Annotated in this window: 13 protein-coding genes; 9 read left to right on the forward strand and 4 right to left on the reverse strand. The window is 63.4% G+C overall.

Annotation, left to right across the window (positions count from 1 at the left end; genetic code table 11):
- Nucleotides 1–32: 32 nt before the first annotated feature.
- Nucleotides 33–3128, forward strand: a complete 3096-nt coding sequence (locus tag ACYVKM_RS15955; RefSeq protein WP_460878596.1) for a TonB-dependent receptor plug domain-containing protein — start codon at nucleotides 33–35, stop codon at nucleotides 3126–3128.
- 68 nt (nucleotides 3129–3196) lie between these two features.
- Nucleotides 3197–5029, forward strand: a complete 1833-nt coding sequence (locus ACYVKM_RS15960; protein ID WP_460878597.1) for a tetratricopeptide repeat-containing sulfotransferase family protein — start codon at nucleotides 3197–3199, stop codon at nucleotides 5027–5029.
- A gap of 477 nt (nucleotides 5030–5506) precedes the next feature.
- Here ACYVKM_RS15960 and ACYVKM_RS15965 read toward each other — a convergent pair whose 3' ends face one another.
- Both ACYVKM_RS15965 and ACYVKM_RS15970 read right to left on the reverse strand, forming a co-directional pair.
- A complete protein-coding gene (locus ACYVKM_RS15965; protein ID WP_460878598.1) occupies nucleotides 5507–5788 on the reverse strand; it encodes a hypothetical protein in 282 nt (93 codons plus the stop codon).
- Nucleotides 5789–5843: 55 nt separating this feature from the next.
- Nucleotides 5844–6398: an NADPH-dependent FMN reductase gene (locus ACYVKM_RS15970; RefSeq protein WP_460878599.1), complete on the reverse strand. Its 555-nt coding sequence runs from the start codon at nucleotides 6396–6398 to the stop codon at nucleotides 5844–5846.
- 250 nt (nucleotides 6399–6648) lie between these two features.
- Here ACYVKM_RS15970 and dapD point away from each other — a divergent pair, with 250 nt between their 5' ends.
- The 7 genes from dapD (at nucleotide 6649) to ACYVKM_RS16005 (ending at nucleotide 13145) form a co-directional block, all read left to right on the forward strand.
- On the forward strand, nucleotides 6649–7476 hold the full coding sequence (gene dapD, locus ACYVKM_RS15975; RefSeq protein WP_460878600.1) for a 2,3,4,5-tetrahydropyridine-2,6-dicarboxylate N-succinyltransferase: 828 nt from the start codon (nucleotides 6649–6651) through the stop codon (nucleotides 7474–7476).
- Complete coding sequence (locus tag ACYVKM_RS15980; protein WP_460878601.1) at nucleotides 7473–7829, forward strand: Spx/MgsR family RNA polymerase-binding regulatory protein; 357 nt, start codon at nucleotides 7473–7475, stop codon at nucleotides 7827–7829. The genes dapD and ACYVKM_RS15980 overlap by 4 nt, the downstream gene beginning before the upstream one ends.
- A gap of 15 nt (nucleotides 7830–7844) precedes the next feature.
- Complete coding sequence (locus tag ACYVKM_RS15985) at nucleotides 7845–8342, forward strand: DUF2165 family protein (RefSeq protein WP_460878602.1); 498 nt, start codon at nucleotides 7845–7847, stop codon at nucleotides 8340–8342.
- 15 nt (nucleotides 8343–8357) lie between these two features.
- Nucleotides 8358–9422, forward strand: coding sequence for a VIT1/CCC1 transporter family protein (locus tag ACYVKM_RS15990; protein WP_460878603.1), 1065 nt, complete (start codon nucleotides 8358–8360; stop codon nucleotides 9420–9422).
- A 108-nt stretch (nucleotides 9423–9530) separates the two neighbouring features.
- Entirely contained in the window at nucleotides 9531–10778 is a 1248-nt protein-coding gene (locus ACYVKM_RS15995; protein ID WP_460878604.1) for a hypothetical protein, read from the forward strand.
- Nucleotides 10779–10854: 76 nt separating this feature from the next.
- Nucleotides 10855–12003, forward strand: coding sequence for a succinyl-diaminopimelate desuccinylase (dapE, locus tag ACYVKM_RS16000; RefSeq protein ID WP_460878605.1), 1149 nt, complete (start codon nucleotides 10855–10857; stop codon nucleotides 12001–12003).
- Between the two features lie 56 nt (nucleotides 12004–12059).
- Nucleotides 12060–13145: a class I SAM-dependent methyltransferase gene (locus ACYVKM_RS16005; protein ID WP_460878606.1), complete on the forward strand. Its 1086-nt coding sequence runs from the start codon at nucleotides 12060–12062 to the stop codon at nucleotides 13143–13145.
- Between the two features lie 46 nt (nucleotides 13146–13191).
- Here ACYVKM_RS16005 and ACYVKM_RS16010 read toward each other — a convergent pair whose 3' ends face one another.
- Together ACYVKM_RS16010 and ACYVKM_RS16015 are read right to left on the reverse strand one after the other, a co-directional pair.
- A complete protein-coding gene (locus ACYVKM_RS16010; protein ID WP_460878607.1) occupies nucleotides 13192–15615 on the reverse strand; it encodes a penicillin acylase family protein in 2424 nt (807 codons plus the stop codon).
- Entirely contained in the window at nucleotides 15612–16313 is a 702-nt protein-coding gene (locus ACYVKM_RS16015) for a phosphodiester glycosidase family protein (RefSeq protein WP_460878927.1), read from the reverse strand. Before ACYVKM_RS16015 ends, ACYVKM_RS16010 begins: the two co-directional genes overlap by 4 nt.
- Between the last annotated feature and the right edge of the window lie 183 nt (nucleotides 16314–16496).

Below are 16496 nucleotides of genomic sequence, written 5' to 3' on the forward strand. Positions count from 1 at the left end.
TGGTTCATGAAAATCATCGGAGGGTGTCTGTAATGAAACTCGAGGTCACAAAACTATCTGCAGCAGTTCGCCTCGCGTTTTCGCTGGGCGCTGTCATTGCGGTTGGCGCGTCGGGCACGGCATTTGCCCAGGACACCAGCAACCAGTCCACAACCAGCAACCCTCCGCCGGACCAGCACAAGGCAAAGTCCCTGCAGACGGTGGTGGTCACCGGCTCGCTGGTCCGTCGTGTGGATCTGGAAACCTCGAATCCGGTGGTCACCATCGACCGCGCGCAGATCGAAGCCACCGGCAAGATGACGCTGGGCGACCTGGTACAGGATCTGCCGGCGATGACAGGCGGCAACACGAATCCACAGCTCAACAACGGCGGCGGTACCGGTGCTTCCACCATCAACCTGCGTGGTCTTGGCAACAAGCGCACCCTGATCCTGGTCGACGGTCAGCGTGTGATTGACGCCATCGGCACTTATATTTCAACTGAAGGTACATCACCGGATGTAAACGCCATCCCGGCGGCCATGATCGAACGCATCGAAGTATTGACCGACGGCGCATCGGCGACGTACGGCTCCGATGCGATCGGCGGCGTGGTCAACTTCATCCTGAAAAAGGATTATCAGGGCGCCCAGTTTACCGCCAACGTCGGCGAGTCCGACCACAACGATGGTGACCAGTCCGGCTACAGCTTCACTTTCGGGCAGACGTCCGACAAGGGAAGCATCATGGGTGGCATCGAGTACAACAAGCAGGATGGTGTTGAAGCGAGCAGCCGCAGTTTCTCGAAGAATGCGGTGTCGATCTATGGCACGAATGGCACTGGCCCGAGCGCGCCGCAGCCGGCGACCGCCAACATCGGCGGCTCGTCGTCCTCGCCTTACGGCCATATCCAGATCACCGGCACACCCGTGCAGCCGCTCTTTGGTTGCAGTTTTGTGGCGCTCAACCCGGGTGGCAACAGTCAACTGGTCAACACCTCCAATTATCACTGCTACCAGAACAACGGCGCGAACAGCGACAAGTACAACTACGCGGCGATCAACCTGATCCTGACGCCGCAGGAACGTACCAACGCGTTCGTGATGGGCACGTACCGCCTGTCCGACAACGTTTCGGCCTACATGAATGCCTACTACAACAAGACCTCGTCTGATTTCCAGCTGGCTCCCGGCATCTACGGCGACAACCCTTATGTGGCCGGCAACGCGATCATCGATGTCAACAATTACTTCAACCACTTCGGTGCCACGTTCAGCAGCGCCGGCCCGACCATCAACTCCCGCCTGTCTTCCCTCGGCAACCGTGTGGCGACGTTCGGTGCCAACACCGAACAAGTCAATGTCGGCTTGAAGGGCAGCTTCTCGCTGTTCGACCAGGACTGGAACTGGGACGTCGGCCTTGACTATGGCCATTCGGGCGCGGTCACCACAACCTTGAATCTGCCAGATGGGGGCAAGCTGTACACAGGGCCCTCCTACATGTCGGCCACCGGTTTGGCGTGCGGCACGGCGGCAGCCCCCACGGCCTGTCCGGCCGGTATCACTTCGACGGCTTTGGAGTTCAATCCGTTCGACTTGTACGCTCCGGGTTCGATCGCCGCGCTGAAGGCAGCTGCGTCACCGGCCATCACCAATCAATATGCGAGCCTCAAGGAGTGGCACGCGGGCATCAATGGGGGCGTGCTCAACCTGCCCGCAGGCACGGTGCAATTGGCGGCTGGTGCCGACTATCGCCAGGAAAATGTCAACTCGTACGTGGATCCGCTCCTGAATTTCGACCCGGTCGCGGGTACCTGTGTGCTGGGCAGTCAGTGCGTCTCGGCCACGCAGGGCGGCTACAACGTGAAGGAGCTCTATGCAGAGGCATTCATTCCTGTCCTGAGTGAACTCCCGCTGGTGAAGTCGCTGAATGTAACCATCGGCGATCGCTACTCGCGTTACAACGATGGCTACGGCAGCACCAATGACTTCAAGTTCGCCGTGGAGTACAAGCCGATCGACGACCTGCTGCTGCGTGGCACCATGGCGCAGGTGTTTCGCGCACCGAACCTCGCGGAGGAATACAACGGTGCGGCGGCCGACGCACCGAAGCTGTCAAACGATCCCTGTACAGGCTATACCGGTGCACCGGTCAATCCCGCCTGCGTGAATGTGCCGACGAATGGCACGTTCATCAACCAGGCCGTTGCCGCCAACAACCAGATCACCGGCATTCTGTCGGGCGCTCGATTCGCCGGTATCCAGCTCAAGCCTGAGCAAGGCAAATCGTTTGACTTCGGCGCGATCTACAGTCCGTCGTGGGCCCCCGGCTTGTCGACCACGGTTGATTTCTGGCATGTGTATCTCAACAACACCATCACTACGGTGAATGCGCAAAGCGTCCTCAACGTGTGCGCCGCCGGCAACCTGGCATTCTGCCCCCTGATTCACCGCAATCCGGTCGTCGGACCCAACCAGGGCCAGATCCTGACCATCGGCGAGCCGACCGCCAATCTGGGTACGCTGAACACCGGTGGCGTCGATTTGTCGCTGGCGTACAAATTGCCGCAATTCTCCTTCGGTCAATTCATGGCCGGCATCAATGCCACGTACCTGAAGTATTACAACCTGCAGACCGCCCCGGGTACGGCGAGCAACACGACCTATACCGATGCGGGCCATTTTCTGCCCTTTGGCTCGCCGCAGGAGGCGGCCTGCCCGGGCATAGGTACCTGCCTGTTCCCGCGCTGGCGTGCCCAGGGTTTCGTGAACTGGCAGCTGGGTAATTGGTCTGCCTCCTGGCGCATGCGTTACATCGGTCGCTTCCAGATGGGTTCGAAGAACCCGTCGCAGGATGTGTTGCCGGACGGTACGTGCTATTACCAGGGCAAGCCGAATCCGGCGGGCGGTGTTTATCGGTGCAACATCACCGGGGCGGTATACAAGTACGGCGCCACCGTCTACAACGATCTGTCGTTCGGCTACAACATCGAACCGCTGAACACGCGCATCGATTTCGGCGTGAACAATGTCTTCGACAAGCAACCGCCGATGCTGTACGCGAACAACACGCTCAACGCCAACACCGATCCCAGCGATTTCGACCTGATGGGTCGTTACTTCTGGGCCCGTGTGACGGTCAAGTTTTAAGCGTCAAGCGAGTGCGTTAACCTTGGTGGGCCGCGTGATCGAATCACGCGGTCCTCTTTATTGATGGCATGACTACCGAACCGGCCATTCTGATCTTCGAAGCCCTGCAGGCAGCAAGACCAGCCGATGCAGAGCGACTCTGTCGTGCGCAATTGGCCGACAACCCCAATGACGAGCAAGTACTGCAGTTGCTCGCCATGAGCCTGCACTATCAGCGCCGTCTTCCTGAAGCCACGGCCGCTTACTTCCGTTTGACCGAGTTGACCCCCGGGTGCAGCGCCTATTGGTGCAACTATGGAACCGCGTTGCTGGAAAGCCGCGCGACATCGGAAGCGGAGCACGCCTACGCGACTGCGATCAGGCTGGATCAGGGTAATCTCATGCCCAAGGTCCAGATGGGCTTGTTGCTGCTTGAACGCAAGGATTACCTGGCCGCGCGCGAGACCTTGCTTGATGCGTTCGACCTCGACAAGAGTGCGCCGCTGACACGCATCCACGCGGCGCACGCGTGCTGCTTGTGCCAGGATTTTCATGGCGCTGCCGACCTGCTGAAGCCGTGGCGGACGTGGTTGCCGCTCGACAGCGAACTGCTCCAGCTGGAGCTCGCCAAGTTGCTGCAGCTGATGGGCGATACGCCGTCGACCGCCGTACTTCTGGAAGATCTTGTTGCCCGCAATCCCTCATGCCTGGAAGCCAGATTGCTGCTGGCCAAGGTCTACGAAAGATTGAACGAACTGGCCCGGAGCGAGGTGATGGTGCGGGCACTTCTTGCGGACACCATTGTCTCGACCGATGAGGCGCGAAGTGACGTCAGGCACCTTTTTGCCACACTTGCCCTGAGAAAGGGCGACATCGCCCATGCACGGTCCGTATTGGAGCAATGCGGGCCACGACACGCCAGCGATTACTCGCATTATTTCGAGCTGGCGGACACATACGACAAACTGGGCGAGTCGGGGCCGGCGATGCAGGCCTTGCGAACGGCTCACGAATGGCAGGTGCAGGAGCTGCGAATCGCTTCGCCGGAGTTTTTCGTGCCGGACTGCGCTGCATTGCCGGCGGCACTTCCCCACGTGACTCCCGAAACCTATCGTCGCTGGCCAACAACAAGCGCACCCGACTCGCGGGATTCGCCGGTCTTCATTGTAGGCTTTCCTCGTTCAGGTACGACCCTGCTCGAACAGATGCTGGACGCACATCCGGGCCTGCAGTCGATGGACGAGAACCCGTTCTTCAACCGGCTCGCCGATAAGCTGAAGAATCATGACGCAGGCATCATGGACAAGCTGGAAAAGCTCCAGCAGCGCGATTGCGACGAGCTGCGCAAGCTCTACCTGATCATGGTTTCCGAGAAGATCCCGAGGCGCTGGAATGCGCAACTTGTCGACAAGAACCCGCTGAACATGCTGTGGCTGCCGCTGATTTACCGGCTGTTTCCCCGCGCGAAGTTCATTCTCGCGGTTCGCCACCCGTGCGACGTGATTCTGAGCTGCTACATGCAGAACTTCCGTTCCAGCATCCTGGGTGCCGCCTGCGCTGACCTGCCGCGCCTGGCGTCAGCGTATGTGGGAGCGATGGATTACTGGCTGCGGCTAGTGGATATCTTCCAGCCGGACGTGTTGGTGTCACGTTATGAGGATCTGGTGGCAGATTTCGCAGGACATACGGCACGCATTGCCCAATTTCTCGGGCTGAACGATTCGACGCCGATGCTGCGATTCGACCAGCACGCCCGCGACAAGGGATATATCGCAACGCCGAGTTACGACCAGGTCATCGAGCCAGTCAACAGGAAAGGCGTGAATCGCTGGACACGGTACCAGCAGGAGTTCGAGCGGGTGCTCCCCACGCTCGAGCGCATGCTTCGACACTGGGGCTATTCGAGCTCCCCTGGCGATTGACGAGCGCTCAACCCACGGGAATTCGAAGCAGCTCCGGCACGTCCGACGCATGCATGTCGCCAGCGTTCCACGGAGCCGGTATGAACTTTTTCATTGCCGGGCTTTTGCTGCTTTGTGAAAAATGCCGTGGACAACGAAATCGGGGGGCGCAGTCATGGGAGAAGATCGTTGTCCACGGGCGAGGAACCAAGCAGGGGCCATGTGTCACGTCATATTGCAATCCGGGGTATTTACGGCCGAATGCGATCTCGATACCTGGGGTGCTTCGCGCCAGGATCTCTCAAGGTCGACACACCAAGTGCAGACTATGCAACGACACGGCATGTTTACAGGGCCACTTTCGCTGCGCCACGTATGGCCAGTTGTCGAGGCAGACCGGTACGGCCCGCCCATTCGGAATCGATCAACCACGGGTCACCGCTGTCAGGCCGCCGCGTCGCCTGCCGATGGTCGTGAAAACCAAGGTCGGGGACCTCGCTATTCGTCCTCGCTCGAGTCCGGCGCGACATAGTCGGGATCTTCCGAGTCGCGGGCATGGGCGATCGCGTTGCGCAGGCGAAGATCCAGCCTGTCCCAGGCCAGGATCACCTTGCCGGAGTGGACCGCACTGACTGCCGACACCGGCACCACGAAGTCGCCGGCATTCTCGATATAGATCACCAGCTCCGGCAGGCCGTGACGGACCTCGCGAACCGAGCCGATCCCCTCGTCACCATCGGAGAGGAAGACCATGAAGCCCTCGCTGATCTGTTTGTGCATGGCTTGATTCTCCTGCTGCGCAAACGACGACAAGGTGTCGCCCGCCGGCATGTCCTCAATGCGCGAACCGCCTGACCCACGCGACATAACTGTCCACGAAACCCTGCAGGAAATTCCGGGTGCCATCGCTGTGGATGGTGCCGTCGTCGGCGATGAGGTCGTCCTTGAAGTGGATGAACACTTCCGGCTGGGCCAGCAACGGCACGTCGAGGTAGGCCAGTATGTTGCGCAGGTGTTGCTGTGCCAGCGCGGTGCCGGTGGAGCCGATCGAGGTGCCGATCACGGCGCCGGGCTTGCCTGCAAACGAATTGGTGCCCCACGGGCGCGAGGCGATGTCGATCGCGTTCTTCAGCACGCCGGGGATCGAGCGGTTGTATTCGGGTGTGACAAACAGCAGTCCGTCGGCCGCTTCGACTTCCTTCTTCAGCTGGCTGGCGGGAACGGGGTAGTCGGCGTCGAAATCCTGCGAATACAACGGCAGGCCGCCGATCGGGACATGCCGGAACGTGAACCCGGTCGGCGCAAGCCGCTCCACGGCTTGCGCGAGCCGGCGGTTGAACGAATCCGCCCGCAGGCTTCCGACGAAAACGGCGATCCTCAGCTGGCTCATTTCCGGTATTCCTTGCTATGGCATGGAAAGAACGAATCGACTTGTCGAGTGGGAGGCTGTTCTGTTGCAGCTGACTGTGCAATGTACTGCCGGGGCGGGTTAAAGGCAGATGAAGTCGCGGCCGGCGGCGCAGCTTGATGGAAGCCCGCATGCCAGACGGGCCCGTATCGGTCGCCGCAGCATGTACTCTTTGCGACCAGCCCCGTGCCGTCTGTCTACCTTGCTGCTCCATCACAAGTGAACCCGCCCCATGCAAGCCATTGAAACCCTGATCAACGACGCCTTCGAGCGCCGCAACGAACTTACCCACGCCGAGATCGAGACCCATCTGCGGCCCGCGATCGGCCAGGTCATCGACCTGCTCGAATCCGGCGAGCGCCGTGTTGCCGAACCGGACAGCCACGGCAGCTGGACAGTGAACCAGTGGATCAAGAAGGCGGTGCTGCTGTACTTCCGCATCAATGACAACCGCGTGGTCGATGGTGGCTCGGCGCAGGCGTTCGACAAGGTGCCGCTGCGTTTCGCCCACGGCAACGACGCCGAACTGCAGCAGCTTGGCGCGCGCGTGGTGCCCGGTGCGCTGGTGCGCCGGGGCGCGCACATCGCAAAGGACGCGGTACTGATGCCGAGCTACGTCAATATCGGAGCCTGGGTCGGTGCCGGCACGATGGTCGACACCTGGGCCACGGTCGGTTCCTGCGCGCAGATCGGTGCCGGCGTGCACCTGTCAGGCGGCGTCGGCATCGGCGGCGTGCTGGAGCCGCTGCAGGCGAATCCCACCATCATCGAGGACCACTGCTTCATCGGCGCGCGTTCGGAAGTGGTCGAAGGTGTGGTGGTGGAAAAGGGCAGCGTGATCGGCATGGGCGTGTTCCTCGGCCAGTCCACCCGCATCTACAACCGCGCCACCGGCGAGATCAGCTACGGTCGGGTGCCGGCCGGCAGCGTGGTGGTGTCCGGCAGCCTGCCGGCGAAGGATGGCAGCCACAGCCTGTACGCCGCGATCATCGTCAAGCAGGTCGACGAGAAGACCCGCAGCAAGACCGGCATCAACGAATTGCTGCGGAGCGCCGAATGAATCCGGTTCTGTATGGACTTCCCAACTGCGACACCTGCAAGAAGGCACGCAACTGGCTCGCCCGTTTCGGGGTGGAGCACATCTTCGTCGATTACCGCGCGAACCCGGTGCCGGCAGCGACGCTGAAGGACTGGGCACGGCAGCTCGGTGGTTGGGAGAAGCTGGTCAACAAGTCCTCGACCACCTGGCGCAATCTGCTGCCGCAACGCAAGAACCCCGGCAGCGATCCGGAATGGACCTTGCTGCTGAAGGAATATCCCGCACTGATCCGTCGCCCGGTGGTTGCGCAGCCCGATGGCATCGTCAGCGTGGGCTTTACCGATAATGGCTTCAAGAAAATGTTCGGACGCTGAAGGAGCGCTGCCGCAATGATCGTGCGCCTGTCCAAGATTTTCCTGCTGGCGTCGATCACGCTATGGCTGGCGCTGGTCGCGTTCGGCAATATCACGGACTACGGCAGCAACTGGCTGTTCGTGCAGCATGTGCTGGCGATGGATTCGATCTTTCCCGGTGCCGGCATTCATTACCGGGCGATCCATTCGGCATGGCTGCAACATATCGCCTATCTGTCGATCATTGCTGTCGAGGTGCTGGCCGCCGTGTTGTGTGGAGCAGGTACCTGGCAGATGTGGTGCGCACGCAGCATGCCGGCGGCAGCATTTCGTCGCGCCAGGCGATTTGCCGTGGCCGGCCTCACGGCCGGCTTACTGCTTTGGCTGGGTGGTTTCATGGCGATCGGCGGCGAATGGTTCGGCATGTGGATGTCCACGCAATGGAACGGTCTGGCCAGCGCATTCCGCTATGTGGTCGTGTTGCTGCTTGCCCTGAGTTACCTCGGCCAGCATGACGATGAACTCGATGATTGATACCGGGCCGCCGACATGAGCAATCACCGCGCGCGGCGATTCCAGAATAATCTGCGCATTGAGCGTGACAATGCGGCGTTGTACGCGCAGTTAGCCGGATTGGCGACGGACGCACGTCTGAGCCGTGCCTATCAGCGCATCGCCGAAGGCGAGCAGGGCAATGCGCAGTTCTGGGAAGCACGCCTGCGCGAACTCGGCGCAGTCGTTCCGCCGACGCGCATCGGTCTGCGCGTGCGTGCATTGAGCTGGTTCGCCCAGCGTTTCGGCACCGAGTTCGTGATGCCGACCGTGGTGCGGCTGGAGCATGCCGATCACGGCGTGACGCCGGTCGATCGCAGCGGCCATCGCGACCATTTCATTCCGGCGAACGAGCCTGGCGGCCATGGCCACCGGCACCGCACGCAGAGCGGCAATACGCTGCGCGCGGCGGTGCTCGGTGCCAATGACGGCCTGGTGTCCAACGTCAGTCTGGTGATGGGCATGGCTGGTGCCGCTTCGGGTGATCGCGCGGTGTTGCTGGCCGGCCTGGCCGGTCTGGTCGCCGGTGCGTGCTCGATGGCGCTGGGCGAATGGCTGTCGGTGAACAGTTCGCGCGAGTTCTATCAGGCACAGATCACCGAACGGGCCGAACGCCTCGCCGTGTCGCCGGAAGACGGCCTGCAGCACATCGCGGGCATCTATCGCGAAAAGGGGGTGGAGCCGGCCGCGGCCGAACATCTGGCCGAGCATGTCGCCGAGACGCCGCGGGCGGCGCTGGACATGCTGGTGCGTGAGGACCTGGGTATCGATCCGGGTGAGCTCGGTGGTTCGGCATATGGTGCGGCGATCTCGTCGTTCTGCCTGTTCGCCTGCGGTGCGCTGTTTCCGGTGGCGCCGTACTTCTTTCTCGGCGGCTCCACGGCGCTGTTGGCCAGCGCATGTTCCACTGCCGTCGGGCTGATGCTGATCGGCATCGGCACCTCGCTGTTCACCGGGCGCAGCATGCTGTTCTCGATCGCGCGCCAGCTAGGCATCACCGTGGGCGCTGCAGCGATCACGTATGCAGTGGGTCACTTGCTGGGTGCGGCGATAGCGGGTTGAAGTGAGGTTCCGCAAAAAATTGTTGTCAATGCGTCGTCATGCAAATGACCGTTTGAGGCAACCAGCAATGTCGTAGCGTGGTCCATTCCCTCAACCCAGGAGAAACGTATGAGCGCTTCCTCGATCGTCGTCGGCAGCGTTGCCGAACTGGTTCGTGCTGCTCAGGATCCCGGCATACGGCAGATCGTGGTCGATGGTGAGCTCACCGAGGTGCCGGCGCTCAGGCTGTCGCCCGGACAGGTGCTGCTGGGGCAGGGTGATGACGCGGCGCTGATCTTCGCCGCCGGCATCGACGGCCTGCAGCTGACCTCGGACAACGAGGTCCACGGCCTGCATCTGGTCGCTTCAGCGGACCGGCGCGCGATCTACAACGACACCCAGGTGGAAAGCCTCGGCCGGCTGGTGCTGGGTGAAGTGACCACGATCGGACAGGTGCAGATCCTCGCGTGTGACAAGGTGCGCAGCGGTCACGTCGAGGTCGCCGGGCTGGATGTGGTCAGCGCCGATGCGCGTGCGCAGGCCGACCGGCCGCAGGGTTTCGGCGTGCACGTGCTGCAGGGCGCCTTCACGCTGTGGAACATGCAGGCCGATGCCACGGTGGTGATCAGCGCGCGGCTGGTCGGCCTGTCCGCCGGACGTGCGGCGGCGCCGGTACTCGGCAGCGGCATCTTCGTCAGCGGCGCCGGCTTCGAGGGTGGCCGGCTCAGCGTGTCGCTGCTGGAAACCGGTGAAATCCACAGCGATGGCCGCATCGCGCCGGGCACGCCCGACGTGATTACCGGCGGCGTGTTCACCGTGTTCAACGCCTTCGTCGATACCGTGCGCAACCTCGGCCCGGTGGTGACCTACGGGCAGAACGACATGGTGCTCGACAACTGGGGCTCGGTGGGCCGCTGGATCGCCGAGGAAAAAATCACCTCGTACGGTCCCAGCGGCATCGGCTTCGTCAACTTCGGCCTGGTCAACGAACTGGAAGTCGAGGCGCCGATCGAGACATTCGGACAGGGCGCGCGCGGTTTCAATGTCTACGCCGGTACCGTCAATCGCGCGGTGTTCAATCGCATCACCACGCATGCCGACGGGGCCGTCGGTATCCAGATCAGCCAGCCGATCGGTTATCTCAGCGTGCGCCGCGGCCTCGAAACCTTCGGTGGCACCGGCGATTCGCTGGTGAAGGGCGTGGTGTTGAAGCTCTCGGCGATCGCGCTCAGCGTAAAACCCGGCGGCTCTGCCCGCGAGATCGACATCGAGGGTGGCGTCATCACGCATGGCGATGGCATCGCGCCGCTGGAATTGCTCGGCGTGGTGGGGCGGTTGGGCATCGAAGGTGGGGTCAGCGCCAAGCAGGGACATTGATCATCGCGAGGGCGCTCCTTTCGGGCGCCCTTGCTATGCTGCGAGGCTGTTGATTCGTTGCGTCTGGCGAGTGCCCATGTCCGAAGTTCTCGATCTCACCTGTGACCTGATCCGTCGCCGCTCGGTGACGCCGGAAGATGCCGGTTGCCTGCCTTTGATTGGCGGGTGCCTGCAACGTGCCGGGTTCCGCGTGGAGCATCTGCGCTACGGTGAAGTGGACAATCTGTGGGCAACGCACGGCACGGACGGACCCACGCTGGCCTTTCTCGGCCATACCGACGTGGTGCCCAGCGGCCCCGAAGCGTCGTGGCGGAGCCCGCCGTTCGAACCGACGATTCGTGATGGCCGTCTGTACGGCCGCGGCGCCGCCGACATGAAGGGCTCGGTGGCGGCGATGGTGGTGGCGCTGGAGCAGTTCGTGGCGGCGCATCCCGATCATCGCGGCCGGGTCGGCCTGTTGCTGACCAGCGACGAGGAGGGGCCGACCAATCTCGATGGCGTGCGCAAGGTGGTCGAGCATTTCCGTGCCATCAGCGAGCGCATCGACTGGTGCGTGGTTGGCGAGCCATCGGCGAAGGAGCGGCTCGGCGACCTGATCCGCGTAGGTCGTCGTGGCTCGTTGTCAGGCACGCTCAGTGTGCGTGGTGTGCAGGGGCATGTGGCGTATCCGGATAAGGCGCTGAACCCGATCCATGCGTTCGCGCCGGCACTGGCCGAACTGGCGGCCGAACGCTGGGACGAGGGCAACAGCGATTTCCCGCCGACGTCGTTCCAGGTCTCCAACCTCAATGCGGGCACCGGCGCCACCAACGTGATTCCGGGCGAGCTGAAAGCACTGATCAATTTCCGCTATTGCACCGCCAGTCGTGCCGAAGATCTGCGAGCGCGCACCGAGTCGATCCTGCACCGGCATGGCCTGGACTTCGCGCTTGACTGGAACCTGTCAGGCGAACCGTTCCTCACTCCTCCGGATGGTCTGCTGCGCGAAACCGTGGTGACGGTCTGCCGCGAGCTATGTGGCCTCGATCCCGAGCAAAGCACCGGCGGCGGCACTTCAGACGGCCGCTTCATCGCGCCGATGGGTGTCGAGGTCGTAGAGATCGGTCCGGTCAACGCGACGATCCACAAGGTGGACGAATGTGTCGCGGTGGATGAGCTTGAGCGATTGCCGGCGATATACCGGACGATTTGTGAACGCTTGCTGCAGCGTGAGGACTTGCGATAGGCATGCTCCGCATCCGTGTGGCACTGTCCGCTCCTTCTGCTGATTGAGCCGGAAGCATGGATCGGGGCATGTCGGAAAGCATTGAAGACAAGGCGTCGGCATCCACGCCAACGTGGCCTGTCGACGAACTGGAACGCGTGCCCGTGTGCCCGCTATGCAGCGGCTCGACGCGCGAACTGCTGCTTGGAAACCTGGTCGACAACGCATTCTTCGTTGCGCCGGGCTGCTGGACTCTTTACCGCTGCATGCATTGCCGCAGCGCTTATCTGGATCCAAGGCCGAGCGAGGCAAGCATCGGCAGGGCCTATGGGGTCTACTACACCCATACCGCCGACGGGGTGCGGGATACGCGAAGCCAGCGAGGTGCCGTAAGACATCTGAAGATGGCGCTGACGAACGGCTATCTGAATTCGCGTTACGGGACCCGGCGTCAACCGGCCAGCGGGCTAGGTGTCTGGGTGGCGAAGATCCTGCCGCTGCGACGACAGAAGCGCGATGCCGAATTTCGCTATCTGCCGAAGCCCGGACCCGGCCAGCGACTGCTGGATATCGGTTGCGGCAACGGCGACTTTCTGGCCAATGCGCGTGATGCGGGCTGGGATGTGGTGGGGATCGATACCGATCCCAAGGCGGTGGCCGTCGCGAAACAGCGTGGCCTTGACGTCAGAGTGGGCGGCATCGATCTGTTTGCAGGCGAATCGGATGGTTTTGATGCCATTACCTTGAGCCATGTGCTGGAGCATCTGCACGATCCAAGGCAATTCATCCGTGCCGTCCATCGCCTGCTGAAACCCGGTGGCGTGATCTTTGTCGACACCCCAAATATCGAAAGCCGCGGGGCACGGCGCTGGGGCAGGAACTGGCGCGGTCTGGAAACGCCCCGGCACCTGGTGCTTTTCAGTCAGCCAGGCTTGGTCGGGCTTTTGAAGGCTGCCGGGTTCGAGGATATCCAGACGAAACGCCGCACCGCCGTCAGACGATCCATGTACCTGGCCAGCCTGCGGATGCAGCTGGGGAAGTCGCCCGACGGATCGGAACCGCACCGTCTGCCGCCGCTGATGCGGCTCTGCTTGATGTGGCCGATTGCCCGTGCCCAGGACGATGAATTCCTGACCTTCCTCGCGCGGAAAGGCGAGGCGTGACCTGGTCACCCATCAGCCGGCATGCGTCCTTGAGTATCAGCAGGACTCACGAGGTGGCAGGTTCCAGCGTCAGCGTGTGCTGATCCGGCCCCGGCAGCAACGGCGTGGGTCGCCCCTTGACCCAGTCCTCGTGTCCCGCGCCGAAGTACGGTGACAGCGGGTTGTCGCTCTGCCCGCCAGGCATCTCGAGGATGCCCTCGGCCTCGTGGCCCGGCGCCACGTCGAGGCGTTCGGATGCGCCGAAGCCGGGTGCGGCGACGCGCGGCATGTTGTTGTCGCCGGGCAGCGGCTGATCGGGCATGTCGATGAGGCGGCCGAGCCAGTGCGGCAGCGCGGCGGCCAGCGGGTGGTTGATCCCGCTGCGGTTGTGCTCGCCCCAGCTGCGTGCGGCGAGGCCGCCGGGTTGCCGGCCGAGCTCGGTGGCTACCTGCGTGGCGGCGTCGATGAGCAGGGCGTGCCAGTCGCGGTATTTCGGGTCGAGCAGCTGCGCCGGTTGCGCCTGGATCATCGCCCATACCGCCGCCTCGGCACTGTTCTCGCCGGGCCAGCTGAAATCGTCGTAGCGATGCTTCACTTGCGCGGCGAACGGGGCCAGCACGTTCTCGCTGACCCGGCTGCGGAACGCACGCACCAGCCGGTAGTCGACGCTGTCGACAGCGGCGCGGCGCTGCCAGGATGCAGTGAGCTGACGCAGCTGTTGCAACGCCGGGTCACGGGTATCGGCCAGCGTCTGCAGCAGCAGTTGCTGCCAGCGGCTCAGCAGCACGGCGCGGTTGTCCAGCTGGATGTCGAGCAGGTCGGCAGGGGTGAAGCCGGCGCGTGCATGCAGGTCATCGCGGATCTGCTGCGCCCGCGCGCCCAGATCGTGGCCACCATTGCCGAGCAGGGCCAGTTCATCGCCGCCGACCGTGCGGTTGTTGGCGGTCCACAAACGACCCTCGGCGGGATGCTCGATACGCGGGTATTGCGCCGGTGTGGCCCAACCCTGCCAGCCAGAACCTGGTTCGGACCAGTCGGACGGCAGCACCGGATCGATACCTGCACGCAGCGGGATGCTGTTGCCGGCAATCGTCCAGCCGATCTGCCCGCTGCTGTCGGCGACCAGCAGGTTCTGCGGTGGTATGCCCAGTTGCGGTGCCAGGTCCAGCGCGCTGCGCACGTCCGGCATATGTTCCAGCTGCATCAGCTCGATGTTGTAGCCGCGTGGCCGGCCGCCGATCCACGCCAGTGCCAGTGGCGTGCCATCGGCATCCTTGCCCATGATCGGACCCCAGCGGGTGTCTTCGACGGTGAGGATGGTGTCCGGTTTGCCCTTGACCTGGATGTGCTCGGCATGGGTTTCGATGCTGGCCCAGCCTTCCGGCACCTTGTAGCGGCCGGTGCTGGATGGATCGCGCAATATCCGTACCCAGTCCTGCCAGTCGCCGTAGCTGTTGGTGAAGCCCCAGGCGATCTGGCCGTTGGAGCCGACGATCATCGCCGGCGTGCCGGGCAGGCTGACGCCGTTGACGTCGCGCAGGCCGTTCGGTGCGGTCGGGTCGGGATAGCGCAGGCGGGTGCGGAACCAGATGTTCGGCACCCGCAGGCCCAGATGCATGTCGTTGGCGAGGATCGCCGCGCCATTGCCACCAAGCGCGCCGGCGACTGCGAAACTGTTGCTGCCGGGGCGTGGCGCATCGAGTGCCGGCGCGAGGGCGGCAGCCAGGCTCGCGGACGATCCGATGGACACGCTGGCTGGCACGAGGTGGCGCAGATCGAATACGTCGGCGCCGGGAATCACCGGGGAAGGCGACAACGGTCCGCTCAGGGGCGCTTCCCAATCGGGATCGGGCGCCAGCAGGAAATCCACCAGCGAACCAGGCAGCACGGCGCGCATCTGGGCGATGCGCAGCTCGCGCTCGTTGCGGCCGTCGCTGTTCAGGTCCAGGTACATCGCGGCGATCACCAGCGCGCTGTCTTCCGAACGCCATGGTTGCGGCTTGCGGTCGAGCAGCAGGTATTCCCACGGCTGCACGCGCAGATCGGCCAAGCCGGCGTTGACGCCGTCGCGGTAGCGGTCGAGCTGGAGTTTCTGCGCCGGCGGCAGCTGCGCATAGGCGGCCTCGACGACGGCGCGCAGGCGATGGCGCCGATGGTTCAGGTCAACCTTGAGCGCGGCCGGCCCGACCAGGGCGGACAACTCGCCAGCGGCCGCGCGGCGCATCAGGTCCATGGCGAAGAAGCGCTCCTGCGCATGCACGTAGCCGAGCGCATAGCTGATGCCGGTGCGGTTTTTGCCCTCGATGGTGACCGTGCCCAGCGCATCGCGGCTGATGCTGACCGGGGCCGAGATACTCGCTATCCGGCGCACGCCGTCGAGCTGGGCGCGGCTGCCGGCAAGCAGGTACCCGCCAGTCGCAAATGCGATCAGCAGCAGCGCCAGCAGGGCGATCAGCAGCGCGCGCAGGATGCGCCAGCGTCGGGTGATCATGGCTTCGCGAACACGGCGAAGATGCCGGCATAGGGCTTCACCATGAAGGCCGGTGCGCCGGTGTAGCCGTCGCCGTCGACGTACAGCTGCGAGATGCTGCCATCCAGGTACAGCGCGTCGCGGCAGCCGAGCCGGTCGCGGAACAGACGTCCAAACGTATGGAAATTCACCGGCGCCTCGCTCACGGCAAAGACCACTTCGTGGGAAGTTTTCACGCAGACACCGCTGCGCCATTTCAGGCTGGACGAATCATCGACGAACTGCTCGTTGAGCTTGCCGTCGATCAGCAGCATCGGGCCGGACTGGGTGGCCCACTGCGCCGGCTTGCCCTCGGCCTTGAACGCGGCGCTGGTGCGTACCGCGGCGTGGCCGTCCGGATAGATCGCAAACACGCCGTTCGGCAGCAGCGAGAAATTGCCGGAGGCGGGATTGCCGTGGGCGAGGTTCAGCGGCACCACGGTCTTGCCGTTTTCGACGTACAGGCCGAGCGGGGCGAACTTGTGATCGTAGATGCCGGCATTGGTCGCAAACAGCAGTCGCTGGCCGTGCGCCTCGCCCCACTGGCGCAATGACTCGATGCTGCCGAATGGCTGGCCGCTCTGCGGATCGCGCCAGTGCAGGCCGAGCTGCTCGCGCTTCAGGTCCAGATGGACGACGCGGTAATTCTGGCCCTCGAACGCCAGTTCGCTGCTGTCCATGGCCTTCGACGCAGGCGTGCAGCCGAACAGCTGGGTCAGCAGTGCCAGCGCCAGCAGGCAGCGCAAGGGATGGTGGCCGGGAGGCCGATGAAAAGATATCGGAGCATGGGGGCGCATCTGTCGATGGTCGCCGCCCGGCCGTGCCGGTGCAAGTCCGGTCATGTCCGATGTGCGGCCAGGACC

This window comes from Rhodanobacter koreensis, assembly GCF_054782855.1.

Excerpts from the sequence above, each read along its gene's own strand:
- ACYVKM_RS15955 (WP_460878596.1), top strand. The coding sequence starts at position 33 with ATGAAACTCGAGGTCACAAAACTATCTGCAGCAGTTCGCCTCGCGTTT.
- ACYVKM_RS15960 (WP_460878597.1), top strand. The coding sequence starts at position 3,197 with ATGACTACCGAACCGGCCATTCTGATCTTCGAAGCCCTGCAGGCAGCA.
- ACYVKM_RS15965 (WP_460878598.1), bottom strand. The coding sequence starts at position 5,788 with ATGCACAAACAGATCAGCGAGGGCTTCATGGTCTTCCTCTCCGATGGT.
- ACYVKM_RS15970 (WP_460878599.1), bottom strand. The coding sequence starts at position 6,398 with ATGAGCCAGCTGAGGATCGCCGTTTTCGTCGGAAGCCTGCGGGCGGAT.
- dapD (WP_460878600.1), top strand. The coding sequence starts at position 6,649 with ATGCAAGCCATTGAAACCCTGATCAACGACGCCTTCGAGCGCCGCAAC.
- ACYVKM_RS15980 (WP_460878601.1), top strand. The coding sequence starts at position 7,473 with ATGAATCCGGTTCTGTATGGACTTCCCAACTGCGACACCTGCAAGAAG.
- ACYVKM_RS15985 (WP_460878602.1), top strand. The coding sequence starts at position 7,845 with ATGATCGTGCGCCTGTCCAAGATTTTCCTGCTGGCGTCGATCACGCTA.
- ACYVKM_RS15990 (WP_460878603.1), top strand. The coding sequence starts at position 8,358 with ATGAGCAATCACCGCGCGCGGCGATTCCAGAATAATCTGCGCATTGAG.
- ACYVKM_RS15995 (WP_460878604.1), top strand. The coding sequence starts at position 9,531 with ATGAGCGCTTCCTCGATCGTCGTCGGCAGCGTTGCCGAACTGGTTCGT.
- dapE (WP_460878605.1), top strand. The coding sequence starts at position 10,855 with ATGTCCGAAGTTCTCGATCTCACCTGTGACCTGATCCGTCGCCGCTCG.
- ACYVKM_RS16005 (WP_460878606.1), top strand. The coding sequence starts at position 12,060 with ATGGATCGGGGCATGTCGGAAAGCATTGAAGACAAGGCGTCGGCATCC.
- ACYVKM_RS16010 (WP_460878607.1), bottom strand. The coding sequence starts at position 15,615 with ATGATCACCCGACGCTGGCGCATCCTGCGCGCGCTGCTGATCGCCCTG.
- ACYVKM_RS16015 (WP_460878927.1), bottom strand. The coding sequence starts at position 16,313 with ATGGACAGCAGCGAACTGGCGTTCGAGGGCCAGAATTACCGCGTCGTC.